The organism is Dyadobacter sp. HNCC25DJ187, from assembly GCF_056895255.1.
The window spans coordinates 1,888,184-1,905,094 of record NZ_JBXHAT010000001.1; the positions used below are offsets into that span (position 1 = coordinate 1,888,184).

The following is a 16,911-nucleotide window of genomic DNA, read 5'->3' on the forward strand; positions in this document are numbered from 1 at the left end:
ATTAAATCTATCGGGAATAAATAATTTACTTTAATAAAATTCTAATAAATACATTTAGCTCTTATACTATATTAATATTCTTACTATCTCAATTATAATATGAAGCATTTTATTACTATTTTAATTTTTATCTCACTTCATGCGTGTACCAGGAAAGATGCTCATTTAGATAAGGTACTTTCTTCATCTGACGGTAATAGACAAGAACTTCAGAAAGTTCTTGATCATTATTCAGGCCCTGAGGACAGCCTCAAGTACAAAGCTGCCGTTTATCTAATAAAGAATATGCCATATCATAGTTCGTTTTATAATTCTAAATGTGCGCTGTACGATACAATTTACTCCAGTATGTATAATTCGGACCAGTCTCTCAAATTAACTGGTGACTCACTTACGGACAGGACAATCAGGAAAGAAATATTTAATAACTTATGGAAAGAGCATTTTAATACAATAGGGGAAATCGAATTAAAGCAGCTAAAAGAAATTAAAGATATAGATTACATCACAGCCGATTTCCTAATCAACAATATCGAATACGCTTTTAAAGCTTGGGATAATCCTTGGTCGAAATCTTATTCTTTCGACGAATTTTGCAAATATATCTTACCTTATAGGGTTGGCTCTGAACCGATTGATGAATGGAGGGGCTATATTTTTACTGAGCTGGCTTGGGTTAAGGACACCTTAAAATATACTACTGATCCAATTAAAGTATGTGGCTACATAAACAAATGGCTTCAGAATACAATTTATGATGACAATCTCATTTTAAGCTCACCATCTGGAATCAAGTTAAGTAACTTATTCAAAGGAAGAGTATGGTCAACCTGTTACGATCAGACAGCGCTGGGAATCGCTGTACTACGAAGTCTAGGTATCGCATCAGCCGCAAGTACAATACCTCACTGGGGTGTCCGATCAGGCATGCATGAATTCAATGCAGTTTTAGACAGTTTGGGAGAATGGCACCACTTTTCGACTGGTTACCTTAACCCCGATGAATTCTATTTAGATAATAGAGCTCCAAAGGTTTATCTTTCTAAATTTTTCATAGATCCTAAGTCCCTCAACTTTGAACTCTATGATCAGGCGACCAAAGAAGATATTACAGACAACCTTTTTCCAGTAACAGATATAGAGCTAGACATTTCCAAGAATTCAGATATGTATTTGTGTACGTTTGATAAGACTGAGTGGACTCCTCTGTGCCTGGGTAAGTTGGTAAATGGTAAGGTTATATTTTCCAAAATGGGAAGAGAAATGGTATATCTTCCTGCTTACAGTCTTAACGGGAAACTCGTACCTGCGGGATCTCCTATCTCAGTTGATAAGCACGGCACTGTAAAGCATGTTAAACGCATCGGCAGAAATATGGAGTATAGCTTTAATAGGAAATATCCCATACTTTACCCAAGAATTTATGGCCCCAGGTGTATGGATATGATTGGAGGGAAATTCCAGATTGCTGATAATATAAATTTTAATAACGCGAAGAATTTACATATTATAGAGAAGAAGCCAGAGATGCAGGTTCAGTTTGTAAATGTTAACCCTCAGCGTGGTAGATTCATACGATTTTTATTTCCCTCAGTTAACTACCATTTTAAAAGTGGTCCGGCCTCCATCTCTTTTTACAACCGAGAATTAGATAAAGTGCAAGGGAGGTACATAGGTTCAGCCGGTCTAACAAAAGATAATTTTAAAAATATTTTCGATGATGACCTTCTCAGTCATGTAAAGACTGTTCAATACCACGATGCAATAAATTTTGAGAGGCCAGATATAATTGTAAATCAATCATCTACTGATTCACTTTGGGTGGGCATAGAATTATCTGAAAGCATCACTATATCTGCAATAAGCTACTGTCCGCGGAATGACAAAAATGGAATCTACAGTGGTATGCGTTATGAGCTTTTTTATTGGGATGATAAAAACTGGAAATCACTTGGTGTAAAAACGGCGACAACTACGCATGTTAGGTTTACAAATATACCGGTCGGGGCACTGCTGTGGCTAAGAAATATTGATGAAGGAGAAGATGAACGAATATTCTTAATTGAGGACGACTTGGTAAAATGGATGTGACATTCTCATTCACAAAATCAAGCTTCGAGATACTAGCATGAGGTACCACACAATTTTTAAATAGATTCGATATGGTATGTATTCATCTGTATTTAAGCAATTTAATATATTTTATCTGATATCTTTTCCACCATCCTACACTTACAGGAAGCCATTCTCTGTATCGGTATTCTGATTGACAGTATAGGAAACTCGTGAGGTCCTCCCTTGTTTTCAGGGGGGACCTCACGCCTGCAAAATCTGTAAAGAAGTTCCAGTACTGTACAGTTATTATGGATGCTTACTCTCAAAAAATCGTCGGTCGCCACCTGGACAAGACCTTAGACGGGCAAGGACACTTACACCGGGCGGCTGTAGCCGATGATTTTGAGATAAGAAGCTTTGTTTCTTTTTCATCAGCATACGAAGCTGTCGAAAAGGCGATCAACAATTATAATGCTATGAGGCCACATGCGTCGCTAGGATATCGCCCTGCGACCCGGTTGACACCTCATCAGGCACATTACCGAACCGGACCTCCCCCACTTAAATGGTACCCATATAAGAAAATCCGTTTTGGAAATGTCCAGTATCCAGACCATTACCTTAAACTGGCTGACTGTCAACCTTTTTCAGCAGCATATGATTTAATCCATGTCGACCGAAATCTCTGTGTAGTGAAACATTCCCATATTATGTGTACTGTTATAGTAGATAAAGCCGACAAAATAGTCTCCAGCTTCCCAAGCTTTTACACTGCTTATAGGTTGAGCAGGAGTGTTTTAAAAATCCAAAATGTGTACCTATTTAAACGTTAGTTTATTTCGCTACACCTTCATATTGTCAAAATAATGAAATCTCGTTCTATCAGAATCAATGGATATTCCCTGCTAAGTAATCCTCCCCTATCCAATTATCTCGCCGCTGCTCGGGAATTAGTGTTTGATCGTTGGCAGGGTTTATTTTTTCGCAATTTCGCAAGTGCCGCTTGCAAAATTAATTATGAGCCATTATTGGAAATTTGTTTTCTGTACCGCTTTACACTAGAAATACTTATTCCCGTCAAACTTACAATCTCCGAAACGGAAAGGCCTTTGTCAAAACCGCGCTTAACTTTTAAAAAATTAACCTCGTTTACACCACTCGGTCTGCCCACATGCTTTCCTTTCGCTTTTGCAAGTAGCTGTCCTGCTCTCGTCTTCTCTAGGATCATTTCTCTGTCGTACTCTGCTAACGATGCGAAAATACCGATGACCATCTTTCCTGCCGGTGTTGATGAGTCAATGCCGAGGTCCAGTGCTTTGAACACAATTCCTTTTCTGGCAAAATCTCCAACCAGGCTAATAAGATGATCCCTGCTCCTACCCAATCTGAAAAACCTGGATACAACAACTGTATCTACCTCTCTTAATAAGGATAGCATTTCGTCAAGCTTAGGTCTTTGCACGGAAAGGCCACTGATTTTTTCCTGGAATATTTTATCACATCCATATTTTTCCAAAGCCTCAATTTGTGTATCGGTGCTCTGATCAACAGTCGAAACACGCGCGTATCCAAAAATTTTGTTCATTGGTATCAAAAAGTTAGTCTCACAAATATAAAACCAATATTTTGACTGAACCTACTTTTTGAACCATGTTTTCGATATGCAGTGCAGATGGAGACTTAAATTTTGATATGGCTCAGAAAGGTATGACTTTATGGACTACAGGACATTGGTGATCCCATCGAACGAAACTGATACACGTCGGGTAGAAAATACAGATTAAGAACTTAATGTTAAAGCAAAATCAAGTTTATTCAAGACAATCTGTAATCAAAATATAAAATACCTACTCCTCTTGGCTTATAATCATTGATTGCGAGGCAAAGGTTTAAATTCGGTATTATGAGAATTTACTTAGGCCTGTTACAAACCCAAATAGATTTGTATGTTTAACGACAATGAAAACTCCTGATCAAGCAAAAAACATTTTTAATAAATACATCCCTTCAAGAACAGACGGAGTTACATTAATAATGCTTCATCAGCGAATAGAAAGTGGGGATATTGACAACTATTTTACAAATCAAGACGTAAAGGAAATTCTTCATGAGGTAACAGGAGTTGTATCTCCAAATGTTGATGACTTCCTCCAAAGGATGTTTGGTGATTTCATTGAACGACCTCTTAGAAGGATGGAAGGTAAGTATGCCTTAACCGACCATTCACGGGAATTGGTGGCGTTGATTTTTACAAGAGTCGATTCTGCACGTAAAAAGTTCTCCCTTTCCAGCAGCGTCGAGCAGTACGCCACTATTGATACAGAAAAAATCAGATCACTTTTAGAGCTTGAAAGCTGGTACCAGCAAAGCTTTGATGGTGCAGCACGGCGAACGATTAATGATCATATAGCAGGACTTAACGATCAATTGAAGGGAACACTTAGCGAACTAAGCACTATCCTAAGAAATGACGAACAGACACTGGGACAAAAAATCGACGATTTTGTTGAAGTGTTTCACCTGGCAGCAGCTAAGGCGTATGATATACAACGTACATTGAGTATCCGGCAAGAGTTGTCCCAGCAATTACAACTAGTATTAGATTCGTTGTATTCTCAAATTAAGGTATCACCTCTAAATATACAGAAGGATTTAAAGGATGATTTTCAAAGGGCGCAAAACATTGTTGCCAGTGTTGAAACATATTTTGACGAAATCGAAGGTCGAATTGATTTCATTATTGATAAAATAATTTACGCAGAGGAAAAGCTGACGGAACTACAAACCAATTTTCAGGAGCATGCAAGACTGCGTATAAATATCAAACGGCTACTAAATCATTGCTTAGATCATTCCCAGTTTGACAAAAAATATGGAGTAACATTCATCTTTCCGTTTAGGCCAAAAAGCATTACTTATCAACCTGTTAGATTCATTGACATAAAAAAGTACGATTTTGAGGTACAGGTTTTGAGAGAGAGTTTTATTCCAACGATCAGCCCGAGCTATTTTGAAGCAGAAAACACAGCAATATCTCAACTTCTTGAGAAACAAGAAGAAATTGATGGCTATGTAAATGTGCTTCTAGAAGAACTCAATCATGTTGACCATCTCGATTTGTCACTGAAATTTTGGGAGGTTTATGAGGCTACCGCTAGTATAGAAATTCCATTAATAATGTGTACAAGTGTGATCAGCGAACTTAGTAAATCAAACACCTTTTCAATCGAGGTATTAAAAGAGCCTCAATTTTCATCAGACAAAACAATTGCTATATGGAAAATGACTATTCAGCGAAACGGCCCGGCGACTACGATTTCTTAATGGAGGAAGAAGTTGAATCCAAGTTTGCCGACATAAATATAAAGTTACTTAATGGTCGACATATACAGGTATTTACAGATCCAGAAGAATACAACTTGCTGTCACAAGAATCATATTTTAATAGATTCTTTATATTTTATAAGCGCTTGTACGGCTTAGATCTTCTTGTCAGGCAAATAGGACTATCTGAAAAATATTATTATCTATTCCCGCCCGAATCAGAACTTGGAGCACTAAGTGGCCCCAAATTACATATTCCACTAACAGAAAATCAAACTCTGTTTGGACTGATGCTCTTAACAATGTACTACGAAAAAAGCTTTGATCGTGTGAAGGAAGGAAGTTGGGATGATATCAAGGACACTATCCTTAACAGTGAGCGCCAGGAGAAATATAAATTAGTTTTCTTTAGTAGAATTAATGAAGGGAACAACTACACTGACACGGAGTGGTCGTTCGTGAGAACCAATTTTAAAAAAATGGCTCAGCGGTTTGACGATCTGGGATGGCTTAGTGTCAAAAACATTGATGGTAGCAATTTTAAATTCATAATCAACGTAAGCATCCATAGGTTGGAGGACATCTATTCGAAGGAGCTGGTAAATCCGGAAGTCCTCTTTGATACATTAATAGCGAGAAAATTGAGCAAAGATGATAGCGGTGTCGTATCCTAGAATACACAAAATTTCTACGGTTGGTGTGCTGAAGCACTATCACCAGGATTATTTGATTCATGAATTTCGAACCGATTTTACAGGCAAGAATGGAATAGGAAAATCGGTACTGGCAGATTTGATCCAACTCATCTTTGTTCAGGATCGTAGATTAATACGATTTGGCACCGATGGCCTTCAAAAGTCAGATCGTAGCATAGAGTCAATCCCATACAAGCATCCCTACGCGTATGCGTTTCTGAGTGTAGAGGTGGATAAAGATCGATTTGTAATCATTGGAGTGTGTATTTCCAAAGACCCCCGGGCACCTATCAAACCCTTTGTTGTAACTCAGCGGCCTGATATAAACACTTTAAATTTAACAGTGACAGATATTTCCTTCACTAAAAAAGATCTGATCGAAAGTAGTGATTGTTTAATAGCGGGATCAGTACCATCCGTAGCTGAGTTAGCGATTAGTTTAAGAAACAAATTTGGACTACATCTCCGATCATTCAATAACAAAAATGACATTCAGGGATACCATCTATTTCTAAAAAACTTTCAACTACTGCCAATCAATCTTGCTACTGAGAATAATCTAGAAGCTTTTGCCCGTATTATACAATCATTTTCGAGGGCGAAGAATTTTGATCCGACTAATTCCGCAATGTTAAAAGATTTTTTATTTGACGAGGTTGGAGAAGAATATTACGCAGAATTTAAGCGCCATCAAGAGGATTTGAAGAACCTACTCGCCAGATATAAAGATTTAGGAGAAATCAGCATGTCGATTACAAAGCGCCAAATTGATCTGCTCAGTTTGAAGCACCTCGAAGATATAAAGTTAACAAAGGAAATATTATGGAAAAAAGCAGAGCTAGCTAAGTTGAGATCTGAATTGGATTCAGATACTCAATATATCAGGCAACTTGGGGAAAAGTTAGAGGAGAACAAGTCATCAATGAGTTTCTTAGAGGCCCAAATTATCAACTTAAAAGACCATTTGATCCCAGCAGTCGATAAAGAATGTGTTAATAGTGAGGCTATATATCTTGCCCTACTTACATGTGATGATCTAAAAAAACAAACAGAAAAGCTACTACGGGATAAAGAAACGCTAAATAATATTCCAGTACCCAGTCTGACAAACTTCGAAACAACAACCATTGTAGACAAAAATGTACCAATAGAAACTCTGGTCAATAAGGCATGTAATGTTTTGCCAATCCTAAATGACTACAAATCAATAGATCATATACGCCAGAAGGCAACTGAGCAAGAACAACAACTGCAAAATTTGTTAATTCATAATAAGGACTTAATTGAGCAAGCAGAGGACTTAAAAAAAATTGTCGACAATAATATCGATAATACTCTGTTCAGCGAAGTTTTGAGAGAAGGCAATCCACTATCCTTGGAACAAGAATCCATATTGTTTCATCTGCTTTCAACTAGTTTTGGGAGACCTACTGACATATCGATAGGAAGTAAATTTGTTACAGATTTAACAATCATATCATCTCAGAATATCCTTCCAGAGCCACAGGTGGCTGAGGGATTTTGGCTATCAACTGGGCCGTTAAGCCAGTTGATCCGTCGGAGGGATGAGCCTCAAATACTATCCAGTACCGAAACGATACAGGAAGCACGCTCGATTTTATCTGAACAACTAGAAAATAGACAAAAACAGCTTTTTGGGATTAAAAATGAATTACGAAAGATTCAGTTAGGACAGCCGTACGACAATCAGTTAGTCCCGGAAGTTTTTGATTTGAGGCTGGTAAGTTCTATTCATCTTAATACTGTTGAGAATGACATAGCTATTCTGAGCGAAACCACTAAATATATTCAACATATTGATTATCAAATAGAACAGCTTAATAACGAGTTTAGAAGCAAGTTAGGTGAACTTACCGTTGTAAATAATATATCGGAACTAGAAGTCTTGGTTGAGACGTGGCAAAGGACCCGCCACACAAATCAAGAACATCACAAAAAACTTGAAGCAAACTTGTTGGAATATAGGGTCAAAGTAGCCGAACTTGGAGTTTCGATACCTAATGATGACCTGCTTTTGGCCGACAGCTTAGAGAGACTCGCCCAAAAACAGGTTTCAATATCAAAGTTAGAAGAGGACGTCGAAGCAATTCGTATCCACATCAAGGATACCGAGCTGTTAGAAAGATCTCATTCAGATGCATCTCGTGCAAAAGGTGACTTCGACTCTGCACACAACGAGTATACAAATTATTATCTGGAATTAGCACTTCCTTTTACCAAACCAGGCAGCGCAAATTTTAATGCGGATGTTCATGCGCAGATCCAGGAACGCTTATTTCATTTTAGGGTTCTGGAAACTTCGATGCTTTGGGGAATCGGCCTGTTAGAAGATGTAGGAAATAAGCTTTCCGAACTTAACAGTAGTCGCATGAATTGTCGCAGAACAATTTATGATAAAATAAAGAGCGTGTTTAGAGCTACGGCTAAAAGCTACCGGAAATATAAAGATCAAGTACGTGACCTGAATACATTTTTTGCAGGAAGAAGAATCAGCAAGCATTTCTTCTTTGAGATTGAATTCAATGAGGAGCGCCTTTCTGACAATCGTCTATTAATCGACTGGGTTAACACGCTGAATAAAGAAAGCGATCAAGTATTTGAGTCCAGTGAGTTAGAGCTGGGGCAAACCGTCGATAGCTTTGTCGAAAATTTCTATCATCAATTAACGCAAAAGGAAATGCGCTCGGTAAAGCAACTGGTGGATCCTAAGAGTTACTTTTCTCTAAAAGCAAAATTGGTGGATGATCAAGGGAAAGAGGCGCCAGGTAGTACGGGTGAAGCTTACACTGCTATAATCTTGTTGGGAATTGGTAGATTGTCCGTTTTAGGAAAGGACAGTACTGGACTAAAATTCGTGATTCTGGAAGAAACTGCCAGTATAGATGATGAAAATTTTGAGCTGGTTGTAGATATCGCTTCCGAGTTTGGCTATCAGCTCCTAACGCTTACCCCTAAGCCATATAATATCGGTTCGGTTCCTGAATGGTTTTTGCATCAACTTATTAGAGGTGACGGTGATCGGAATATTAATTACCCAGGTACTGCAAGCTTTTTTAGATCGCAGGGTATCAGTAATGTTTTAGAGGTTGATAAAAGATGAACTGGCTTACTTTCAATAAACTAAATGAAATTTATTCCGCCGGGAAAACCAAACTAAGTGAGCAATTCATTAAGGACGACACAATCAGTCAATTTATTGGTACCGAGGAGCTGTATGTAGATGGCAGATGTGTTGTCCTTGATGAAAGACAAGCGGTCTCATTTCGCGAATACTATGAAAAGTGTTACTTGAATCAATTTTCAGAATATAGCAACCTGCTTCAAAAGCATGATTTATTAACTGACAGGAATGGTCGCCTGAAAACGCAAGTTAGGTTTGAAGAACATGAACTAAAAGTTCTTCTAGGCTTGGATGAGCAAATGGTTGATGGTTCAATTCTAGACCTCAGAGATCAAATTATTGAAAAAGAAGAATCCATCAGAGGAGTATCCCGCATGTTTTTTTTCAACGACGAAAAGTATCTGGATAATAAAGAAGATGTGATTGAAGCGTTGAAAAGAATTTTGAACATTGATAAACTGGCAAATGACAAAGGACAGCAATGGATTTACAAATTGACTGCACCAAAGCGAAAATTAATTGTACTATGTGAGAATTTGGACTTTTTACGTCGACCTACACGACCGAGAAAGAACAATGTAGAACTATGGTATGCTGGAGGCGCCAACACTCCTAAGTTGCTGTATGAGGTCGACCTAATAGATGTACCAATATTTTATTCTTGCGATTGGGATCGCGATGGCTTGAATATATTTCTGAGAGTGAAAGAGTTACTTCCTATGATCAAATTGCTGACACCAATCTCTGAATCGATAAAACTAAGCGACACACCAAATCATCATTCCTATTGGGAGGAGCTTGACGAAGAAAAATTCAAAGAAATTCCCGACGAAGTCTTATGTGAGGATCATAAAAAAATGGTTTCCAAACTCATTGGAGACCGTGCCTGGCTGCGTGAAGAAGATAGTGATCTAATTGAAATGCTGGCTAGGGAGGGTGCCATTTAATCAATAAATACTGTAAATTCAACCTATTTTAAATAGGCTAAACCATATAAAATCACGAAATAATCTTAAATAAAGCAATTTAGTTTGTACAAAGTTTGTTTTACATTTTCAACATGACTTCGTTAACTATTCAAGCCAAATAGTATTATTTAGTACGCCTCTACAATTGCTTGTAAATGCTAAAAAAAAGTTACTTTTCAGCATAGGCTGAACCATTTTCAGGACATTCCTATCCAGTCGGCATAGACCCACATATCTGTCTTCTCTGCCATACTATTTTGATTTGCCGATCAATTCCAGATCTTGCAATTTTCTTCCAAAAGTATCGTCAGCCGCTAGTTTCAAAAAATCATCCTGTAATCCAAGAACTCTCAACACATTGAAATATGCACCCAATGATACACTTGGGTTGCCCTTTTCGATATGATACAATGTGGTCCTGTCAATACCAGCTCTCTCAGAAACTTGTATGGTAGTTAGCCTACGTCTCTTACGTGCTAGTTTAATATTCTCCCCCAACTGTTCAAGAATCTTTAAGAGCCTTGGAAGAAGGTTTTGTTTTTTTGAGCCCATAATAATGTTGTTAATTATCAACAAATATAATCTAATTGTTGATAATTAACAACATTAAGTGATAACCTATTCGAAAATCAATGGTTAGCAGGTACATGTGCAGGACTGAGAACCAGTACAAAACAAACCACCTATTTCCGCTCCACAAGCCTGGCTAATTTCTCCAAATCTTTCAAGAATTGATTCGAGATAAATTTCATCTCCGGTACAACAAAGGAGTATAAAAGGTTGAATTTCATCTATTTATACTCCTTTTTCTTTTTCTCGTTACGTGTTTTTACTAGCCCTTTACTTTGCGCTTATTGATTAAATGGTTCTAGTACCTTTATTGTAAAGAGATTTTAGTTACCAAATCAAACAACCCTCCACATTAAATATGAGATTTTTTTTACTCTTAATGATTTTAGTCAGCAGCATGCCAAGTGCTGCCCAAAAGAAGGACAAGAGAGAAGGTCATTCTTCTGCTTACCTCTATTCGGTGGAAGGCCCCAAAGCGCTTGAAAATTACAGCCTGGATAGCACGATATCTGTCTGGGAAGATCCAATGATAAAAATAAATTGGGAATATGCTTATTCTCAGGTAGGATTTGAACTAAAAAACAAATCAGATCAGACAATTAAAGTTCTTTGGGACGATGCTGCTTATATTTCAATAGCAAACGAAACAAGTCGCATTTTTCATAATGGTATTAAATTGATTGATCGCGAGAACTCGCAGCCCCCTACTTCAGTCTATAAAAACGCCACCCTTTCCGATTTGATTGCCCCTACGTCTCTGACTCGATATGTGCCAGGACAATAGGGCGGATGGAGATCTGACCCGCTTATTCCAGTATCACAAGGCGCAATGTCTAGCAAGATTGAATATATAGATGCATTTATCGGTCAGAAAATGCGAGTTGTCCTTCCTCTAAAAATAGGTGACGAAACCATTGAGTATATTTTCAGCTTCAGGACTATGTTTGTACCTAAAAAAGGTAAGAATTACGGGACAGATTTTACTTATTAATGCCCGCTCCCTGGTATATCTAGGAATTGATTAAATCCTCTTAGTAACAGCGTCAACGATATTTAACCATACATTATCGAGACAGGAAGATGTAAAATTCTTCAGCATCTTAAACGAGGCAAACGCCCCGAGTAGAATAGCACCATGCAATGGTAAAAATCAAGGCGATTAAACATTTCATCTTATAAATAGGATTAATGTTGACCAGAAGGAAGCAGTAAATAAAAGTTCTGATCAGCAATGATTTACTTCATGAAGATCCTTTCCTATTCCTGACTGCATAAAATTTATTTATAAAGTTTTAAGTTACCTCCATTTTTCAGACTTTTAGTCTGAATTATTTGCTCAATACTACTTTTTTAAGCTTTCCTCTATTGTAGTAATTATTCCTTCATTTAAAATAGGCTGATTCGTTACCAGGTCTGTACGTGATCCGTGGTAAATGGCCTTGACTAGCCCGGCTTTGTCGACAATTATGTGGTATGGGTAGCTGTCAATACCTAATGCAGAAAATAATGAACTTGCATCGGGCAATATGTTGTAGTTAAATGGATGCTTGGCTAAACTTCTATTGACCTTGTCGCTAGCTTCCGGAGCTGGTGCCAAAAATACAACTGGTTGTTTTGTATAGCTGCTTACAAGTTCATTAAGTATGGGCATCTCTTGGATGCATGGAGCGCACGTAGTGGACCAAAAGTTAAACACAACTACTTTTCCAAGCAAAGTAGAACTGTGATATACTTTTCCGTTGATATCCTTAATTTGAAAATTAGGAAATGACTGGCCTATCCATTTTGCGAAAAACTCTTGAAATGGGTTAACGTTTAAATTTTAAACGTCAACTGAACTTCCTTATCTTTCTCTATCCTGTCATTTACCGCGATGGCCTCGCCTTTATTTGCAGAGCTGATGCTGTCAAACTGAGCTCTGGTAAAGCGAATCCCATCTGGACTGATATACACTTGGGGTTTGTCAACCTGTGCAGAGGTAATGGAAGTTGCTGCAAAGAATAGCAAAATTAGTAATTTGAATGCATGCTGTATCATATGTTATGGATGAGTTAGATGTATAGCAATGTAGATAAATAGTTTGGATAAATACAGATATATCGCAAAATAATTATATTTTAAGCTCTATCATAGCTACTTACTGATCATGGGATGTTGAGGCTCTAAATAAGCTGAGCTATTCAGCATGATTATTCTTTCGAAAGGTCCACCAAGGTGGTATTTGAAATGACCGTTTTATCGTAAAATGAATCACCAAATGGAGAAAACCACTGATTGCCTGTTAGTTGGGGATTGCCGGGTAGAAATTGAGATCTGACAATAATCTCTTATTGATTGAGTGCCTGCTTGTTTTGAAAGATTTCACGATGCGTTTCGCATCAGCTGCTGCATCGGTAAAGTAATTTTAAGATTGTTCAAAAGTGAACACAAGGTGTTCTGAAATCGGACAAAATTACAAGAAATAACATCTAATCAACTCTCTTTAAACCAGTTAAATAGATGGTATATTATTTATAGATTCGATAGTACATGGTAGTTACGTCAATAAGATTAAAAAAATGCCATTTGTAAGAAAACCCTGGTATCATTAAAAATGATTTTTAATAACCTTACTTAAAAATTCATGCTTAGTAACTATTTCAAAATTACTCTCCGTAATCTTTTTAAAAACAAGACTTTTTCCTTTATCAACATTGTTGGTTTGGCTGTTGGTATGGCCAGTTTTATGTTAATTACCCTGTGGATTCGGCACGAAGTAAGTTTTGAGCAATTTCACGAGAAGAAAGATGATGTATATCAGGTATTTACCAATTTAGAAGAGCAGGGCATTGTGGTAACCGACAATACGTCGCCGGTACCTTTGGCCGATGTTCTGAAGCATGATTTCCCGGAGATAAAAAATACAAGCCGAACGAGTTGGGTTACCAATCATTTACTTAAAGTAGGCAATAAAGAGATAGCCTTTCCTGGCATTTGTGTAGAGCCTGGATTTTTGCAAATGTTTAGCTTTCCACTATTAAAAGGAAGTCCAGAAGCAGCATTCCAAGATATTTATTCTATTGTGATAACCGAAAATCTAGCGAAAGCTCTTTTCGGTGATCAAGATCCGATTAATAAAATTATCCGTCTAGATAACCAGGATGACTTTAAGGTTAGCGGGGTACTTAAAAACCTGCCGCCAAATACCAGCTTCTCTTTCGACTACCTGCTACCTTACAGTTATTTCCGTAAAAGCATGCCATGGGCCGAAATCTGGACTTCCAGTGATATTCATACCTATGTGGAGTTAGAACCCGAAGCCAAACTAGCATTAGTGCAGCAAAAGATTGAAAATTTACCAGCCCTACACGGTGAAAAGAACTTACAGTTGTTCCTTCATCCACTTTCCGATTGGTACTTGTATTCGAATTTTAAAGAGGGTAAGGTATCCGGAGGCCGCATTGAAATAGTCCGGTTTTTCGGCATAATTGCAGCTTTAATATTGGCCATTGCCTGCATTAATTTCATGAATCTGAGTACAGTGCGCAGCGAAAAGCGGGCACGAGAAGTGGGAGTAAAAAAAGTTTTGGGCGTTACCAGAATAAACCTGATCGTTCAGTTTATTGGTGAATCTATTTTTCTGGCCTTTTTAGCCGGCGCAATTGCCCTCCTGCTGATATTACTGGCTTTACCCACGTTTAATGAGTTAATGCGAACAGGTCTGACTATTAACTATAAAGATACTTATCTCTGGAGTTTTATTATTTCATTTATCATCATTACCGGTGCCGCAGCTGGTATTTATCCGGCTTTTTATCTAACGGCTTTTAAACCTATCTATGTACTAAAAGGTATCTTTCATAGTAATAAGAGTGCTTTCCCGTTTCATAAGGTGTTGGTAATTGTGCAGTTTACTATCGGCATTGTTTTGATTATTTCAAGTCTGGTAATTCAAAAACAAATAAAGCATGCCCAGATAAGAGATGCCGGATATCAAAAAGATAAGCTCATCCATATACAATACTTTGGGGACCTCAAAAAGAACTATCGACTATTAAAAAATGACTTGCTCAATTCTGGCGTTGCTACATCAGTAACCCAAACCAACTCACCAATAACTGAGCTTTGGGATAACTCGTCCAAAATAGATTGGTTGGGCAAGAACCCTGGGTTATTGGTTAATTTCAATGTACTGTGCGCCGACGACGACTTGGTTTCAACCTTTGGACTGCAAGTAACTGCTGGCCGTGATTTCGACTTAAAAACCTTTCCTACTGACTCCGTAAGTTGCATATTGAACGAATCGGCTGCCAGACTTATGGGCTTTGATGAACCTTTAGGACAAATGATTGTAAGCGACGATCAAAAGTGGAAGGTAGTAGGTGTAGTCAAAGATTTTATTTTAGGCTCTCCGTACACATCTACCGAGCCCTTGGTGATTTTTGGTGCAAAAAGCTGGTTTAATGTGGTGCACATCAAATTCAGTGATAGACAATCCATTGCTGAAAGTATAAGCCAGACCGAAATCCTGATCAAAAAATACAATCCGGCGTATTCCTTTGAATATAACTTTGTTGACGAAGCCTACGAACGGAAATTTAACGATGAAAAACGAGTAGGCAAATTGGTAGAATTGTTTACCTTACTCACTATTTTTATCTCATGCCTGGGCTTATTTGGCTTAACTACTTTCACCGCCGAAAAACGCACAAAAGAAATAGGCATTCGGAAAGTACTGGGAGCTTCGGTCAATAATATTGTGAGCTTACTTTCCAGCGATTTTCTCAAACTCGTCTTAATTGCAAACTTAATTGCCTGGCCCCTGGCAGGGTGGCTCATGTACCAGTGGCTTCTGGGTTACGCTTACCGCATTTCTCTAAGCTGGGGAGTATTTGCGATGGCTGGTGTCGGTGCACTCGTTATAGCATTGCTGACTATTAGTTTCCAAGCCATCCGCTCAGCGGTAGCTAACCCCGTCAAGTCTTTGAATAGCCAATAATAGTATATCCGACATTGACTGCACTTTAATATCTGCTAAAGTGAATTGCAGTTAAGGAGCGAAATAGATAAGGATATGACATTGGAAAAAAGCGAGGTAATAGGTTACGACTGTAAAAGTCAATTGTACCTAATGATGATACAACAGAAAAAATGATAATTTAAATTATCGGCCAAAGTATTATACTTTGCATGTATAAAACTGCGAAAGATGAAACAACTTTTTATATTAGTCTATTTGGTTATTCTGCTTCTTCCAATAGCCGTTTTTGGTCAAAAAAATCAGTCCGTAGTATGGGAGGTCTCAGGCAATGGATTATCTAAAAGTTCTTATTTATTCGGTACTGTCCATATTGCTTCGGCACAATTGCTACAGAGCTTTCCGAAGATTATGAATATTGCTAAATCGTCTGACTTTGGATTGTTTGAAAAAGGCGGAAACGTGGTCGGCAACGTTGAGAATGCAGATATTTATTCGCCACCACTCGATTCCATTTTCACAAAAAGTGAGTATGCACTTGTCGACAGCTTTTTCACAACTTCGTCATATGGGAGTATCAAACCACACAACAATAGTGCTTCATTAACAGGTATGGCACAGGCGGTTATGATGATCAAAAGAGGAGACACAAAAGATCAGGATATGACATTCGATGACTTTTTCCACTTTGAAATGCAGCGCTTAAATAAACCCACTTTTCAACTTGATGAAACTGGTCAGATGGCTCGTCATGAAGCAAAACAGGATCACCGAAAAGTAGCTCAGGCAATTGTTATTTTAATCAAAAATGATCTTAAAGAGGAAGAAATCACCACTCCCGATCATTATGACCCTAAAAGTTATCATGAATCGTTGAGAAATGATATGATGCTTGATCAGGAAGCAAGCGCGCACATCAAAGATAATACCATTGAAAGGCATGCATTGTGGCTTCCTAAAATTTTGGATAAAATGAGTGAGGGCTCATGTTTAGTCACTGTCGGACTGGCACATTTGAAATTTAAAACCGGACTGATTCAGCTACTGCGGGAAAGAGGGTTTGTGGTCAGGGAAGTTGAGTTGTAGTAACTTAAATAAGTCTAATGTGTCATGTAAATTCTATTTTAGATGACGGAATACAGGACAAGATGAAAGAAGCATTCGGCAAAGTTATTGGTATGGTGCAAGCGCAGCTTGGTG

Annotated in this window: 12 protein-coding genes; 8 read left to right on the forward strand and 4 right to left on the reverse strand. The window is 37.9% G+C overall.

Features of this window, described 5'->3' with window-relative positions; all coding sequences use genetic code 11:
• Positions 1 to 99 precede the first annotated feature (99 nt).
• Positions 100 to 2,091, forward strand: a complete 1,992-nt coding sequence (locus AC1XUE_RS07865; RefSeq protein ID WP_483355388.1) for a hypothetical protein — start codon at positions 100 to 102, stop codon at positions 2,089 to 2,091.
• A 979-nt stretch (positions 2,092 to 3,070) separates the two neighbouring features.
• Here the strand turns inward: AC1XUE_RS07865 and AC1XUE_RS07870 are convergent.
• Positions 3,071 to 3,640, reverse strand: coding sequence for a recombinase family protein (locus AC1XUE_RS07870; RefSeq protein ID WP_483355389.1), 570 nt, complete (start codon positions 3,638 to 3,640; stop codon positions 3,071 to 3,073).
• 374 nt (positions 3,641 to 4,014) lie between these two features.
• Here AC1XUE_RS07870 and AC1XUE_RS07875 point away from each other — a divergent pair, with 374 nt between their 5' ends.
• Genes AC1XUE_RS07875 through AC1XUE_RS07890 form a run of 4 tightly spaced genes read left to right on the forward strand, consistent with a single transcriptional unit; the run spans position 4,015 to position 10,163 of the window.
• Entirely contained in the window at positions 4,015 to 5,379 is a 1,365-nt protein-coding gene (locus AC1XUE_RS07875; protein ID WP_483355390.1) for a hypothetical protein, read from the forward strand.
• Positions 5,379 to 6,053: a condensin complex protein MksE gene (locus AC1XUE_RS07880; protein WP_483356004.1), complete on the forward strand. Its 675-nt coding sequence runs from the start codon at positions 5,379 to 5,381 to the stop codon at positions 6,051 to 6,053. The genes AC1XUE_RS07875 and AC1XUE_RS07880 overlap by 1 nt, the downstream gene beginning before the upstream one ends.
• A 25-nt stretch (positions 6,054 to 6,078) precedes the next feature.
• A complete protein-coding gene (locus AC1XUE_RS07885) occupies positions 6,079 to 9,195 on the forward strand; it encodes a hypothetical protein (protein ID WP_483355391.1) in 3,117 nt (1,038 codons plus the stop codon).
• Positions 9,192 to 10,163: a hypothetical protein gene (locus AC1XUE_RS07890; RefSeq protein ID WP_483355392.1), complete on the forward strand. Its 972-nt coding sequence runs from the start codon at positions 9,192 to 9,194 to the stop codon at positions 10,161 to 10,163. The genes AC1XUE_RS07885 and AC1XUE_RS07890 overlap by 4 nt, the downstream gene beginning before the upstream one ends.
• A gap of 273 nt (positions 10,164 to 10,436) precedes the next feature.
• On the opposite strand, the gene AC1XUE_RS07895 is transcribed toward AC1XUE_RS07890, so the two are convergent.
• A complete protein-coding gene (locus tag AC1XUE_RS07895; protein ID WP_483355393.1) occupies positions 10,437 to 10,736 on the reverse strand; it encodes a helix-turn-helix domain-containing protein in 300 nt (99 codons plus the stop codon).
• Between the two features lie 376 nt (positions 10,737 to 11,112).
• Here AC1XUE_RS07895 and AC1XUE_RS07900 point away from each other — a divergent pair, with 376 nt between their 5' ends.
• On the forward strand, positions 11,113 to 11,538 hold the full coding sequence (locus AC1XUE_RS07900; RefSeq protein WP_483355394.1) for a hypothetical protein: 426 nt from the start codon (positions 11,113 to 11,115) through the stop codon (positions 11,536 to 11,538).
• 558 nt (positions 11,539 to 12,096) lie between these two features.
• Here the strand turns inward: AC1XUE_RS07900 and AC1XUE_RS07905 are convergent.
• Positions 12,097 to 12,534, reverse strand: coding sequence for a TlpA family protein disulfide reductase (locus AC1XUE_RS07905; RefSeq protein ID WP_483356005.1), 438 nt, complete (start codon positions 12,532 to 12,534; stop codon positions 12,097 to 12,099).
• 35 nt (positions 12,535 to 12,569) lie between these two features.
• Positions 12,570 to 12,791 carry a hypothetical protein gene (locus tag AC1XUE_RS07910; RefSeq protein WP_483355395.1) on the reverse strand — a complete coding sequence of 74 codons (222 nt, stop codon included), beginning with the start codon at positions 12,789 to 12,791 and terminating at the stop codon, positions 12,570 to 12,572.
• 586 nt (positions 12,792 to 13,377) lie between these two features.
• On the opposite strand from AC1XUE_RS07910, the gene AC1XUE_RS07915 reads away from it, so the two are divergent.
• Positions 13,378 to 15,732, forward strand: a complete 2,355-nt coding sequence (locus AC1XUE_RS07915) for an ABC transporter permease (protein ID WP_483355396.1) — start codon at positions 13,378 to 13,380, stop codon at positions 15,730 to 15,732.
• Between the two features lie 210 nt (positions 15,733 to 15,942).
• Positions 15,943 to 16,797 carry a TraB/GumN family protein gene (locus AC1XUE_RS07920; protein WP_483355397.1) on the forward strand — a complete coding sequence of 285 codons (855 nt, stop codon included), beginning with the start codon at positions 15,943 to 15,945 and terminating at the stop codon, positions 16,795 to 16,797.
• Positions 16,798 to 16,911 lie beyond the last annotated feature (114 nt).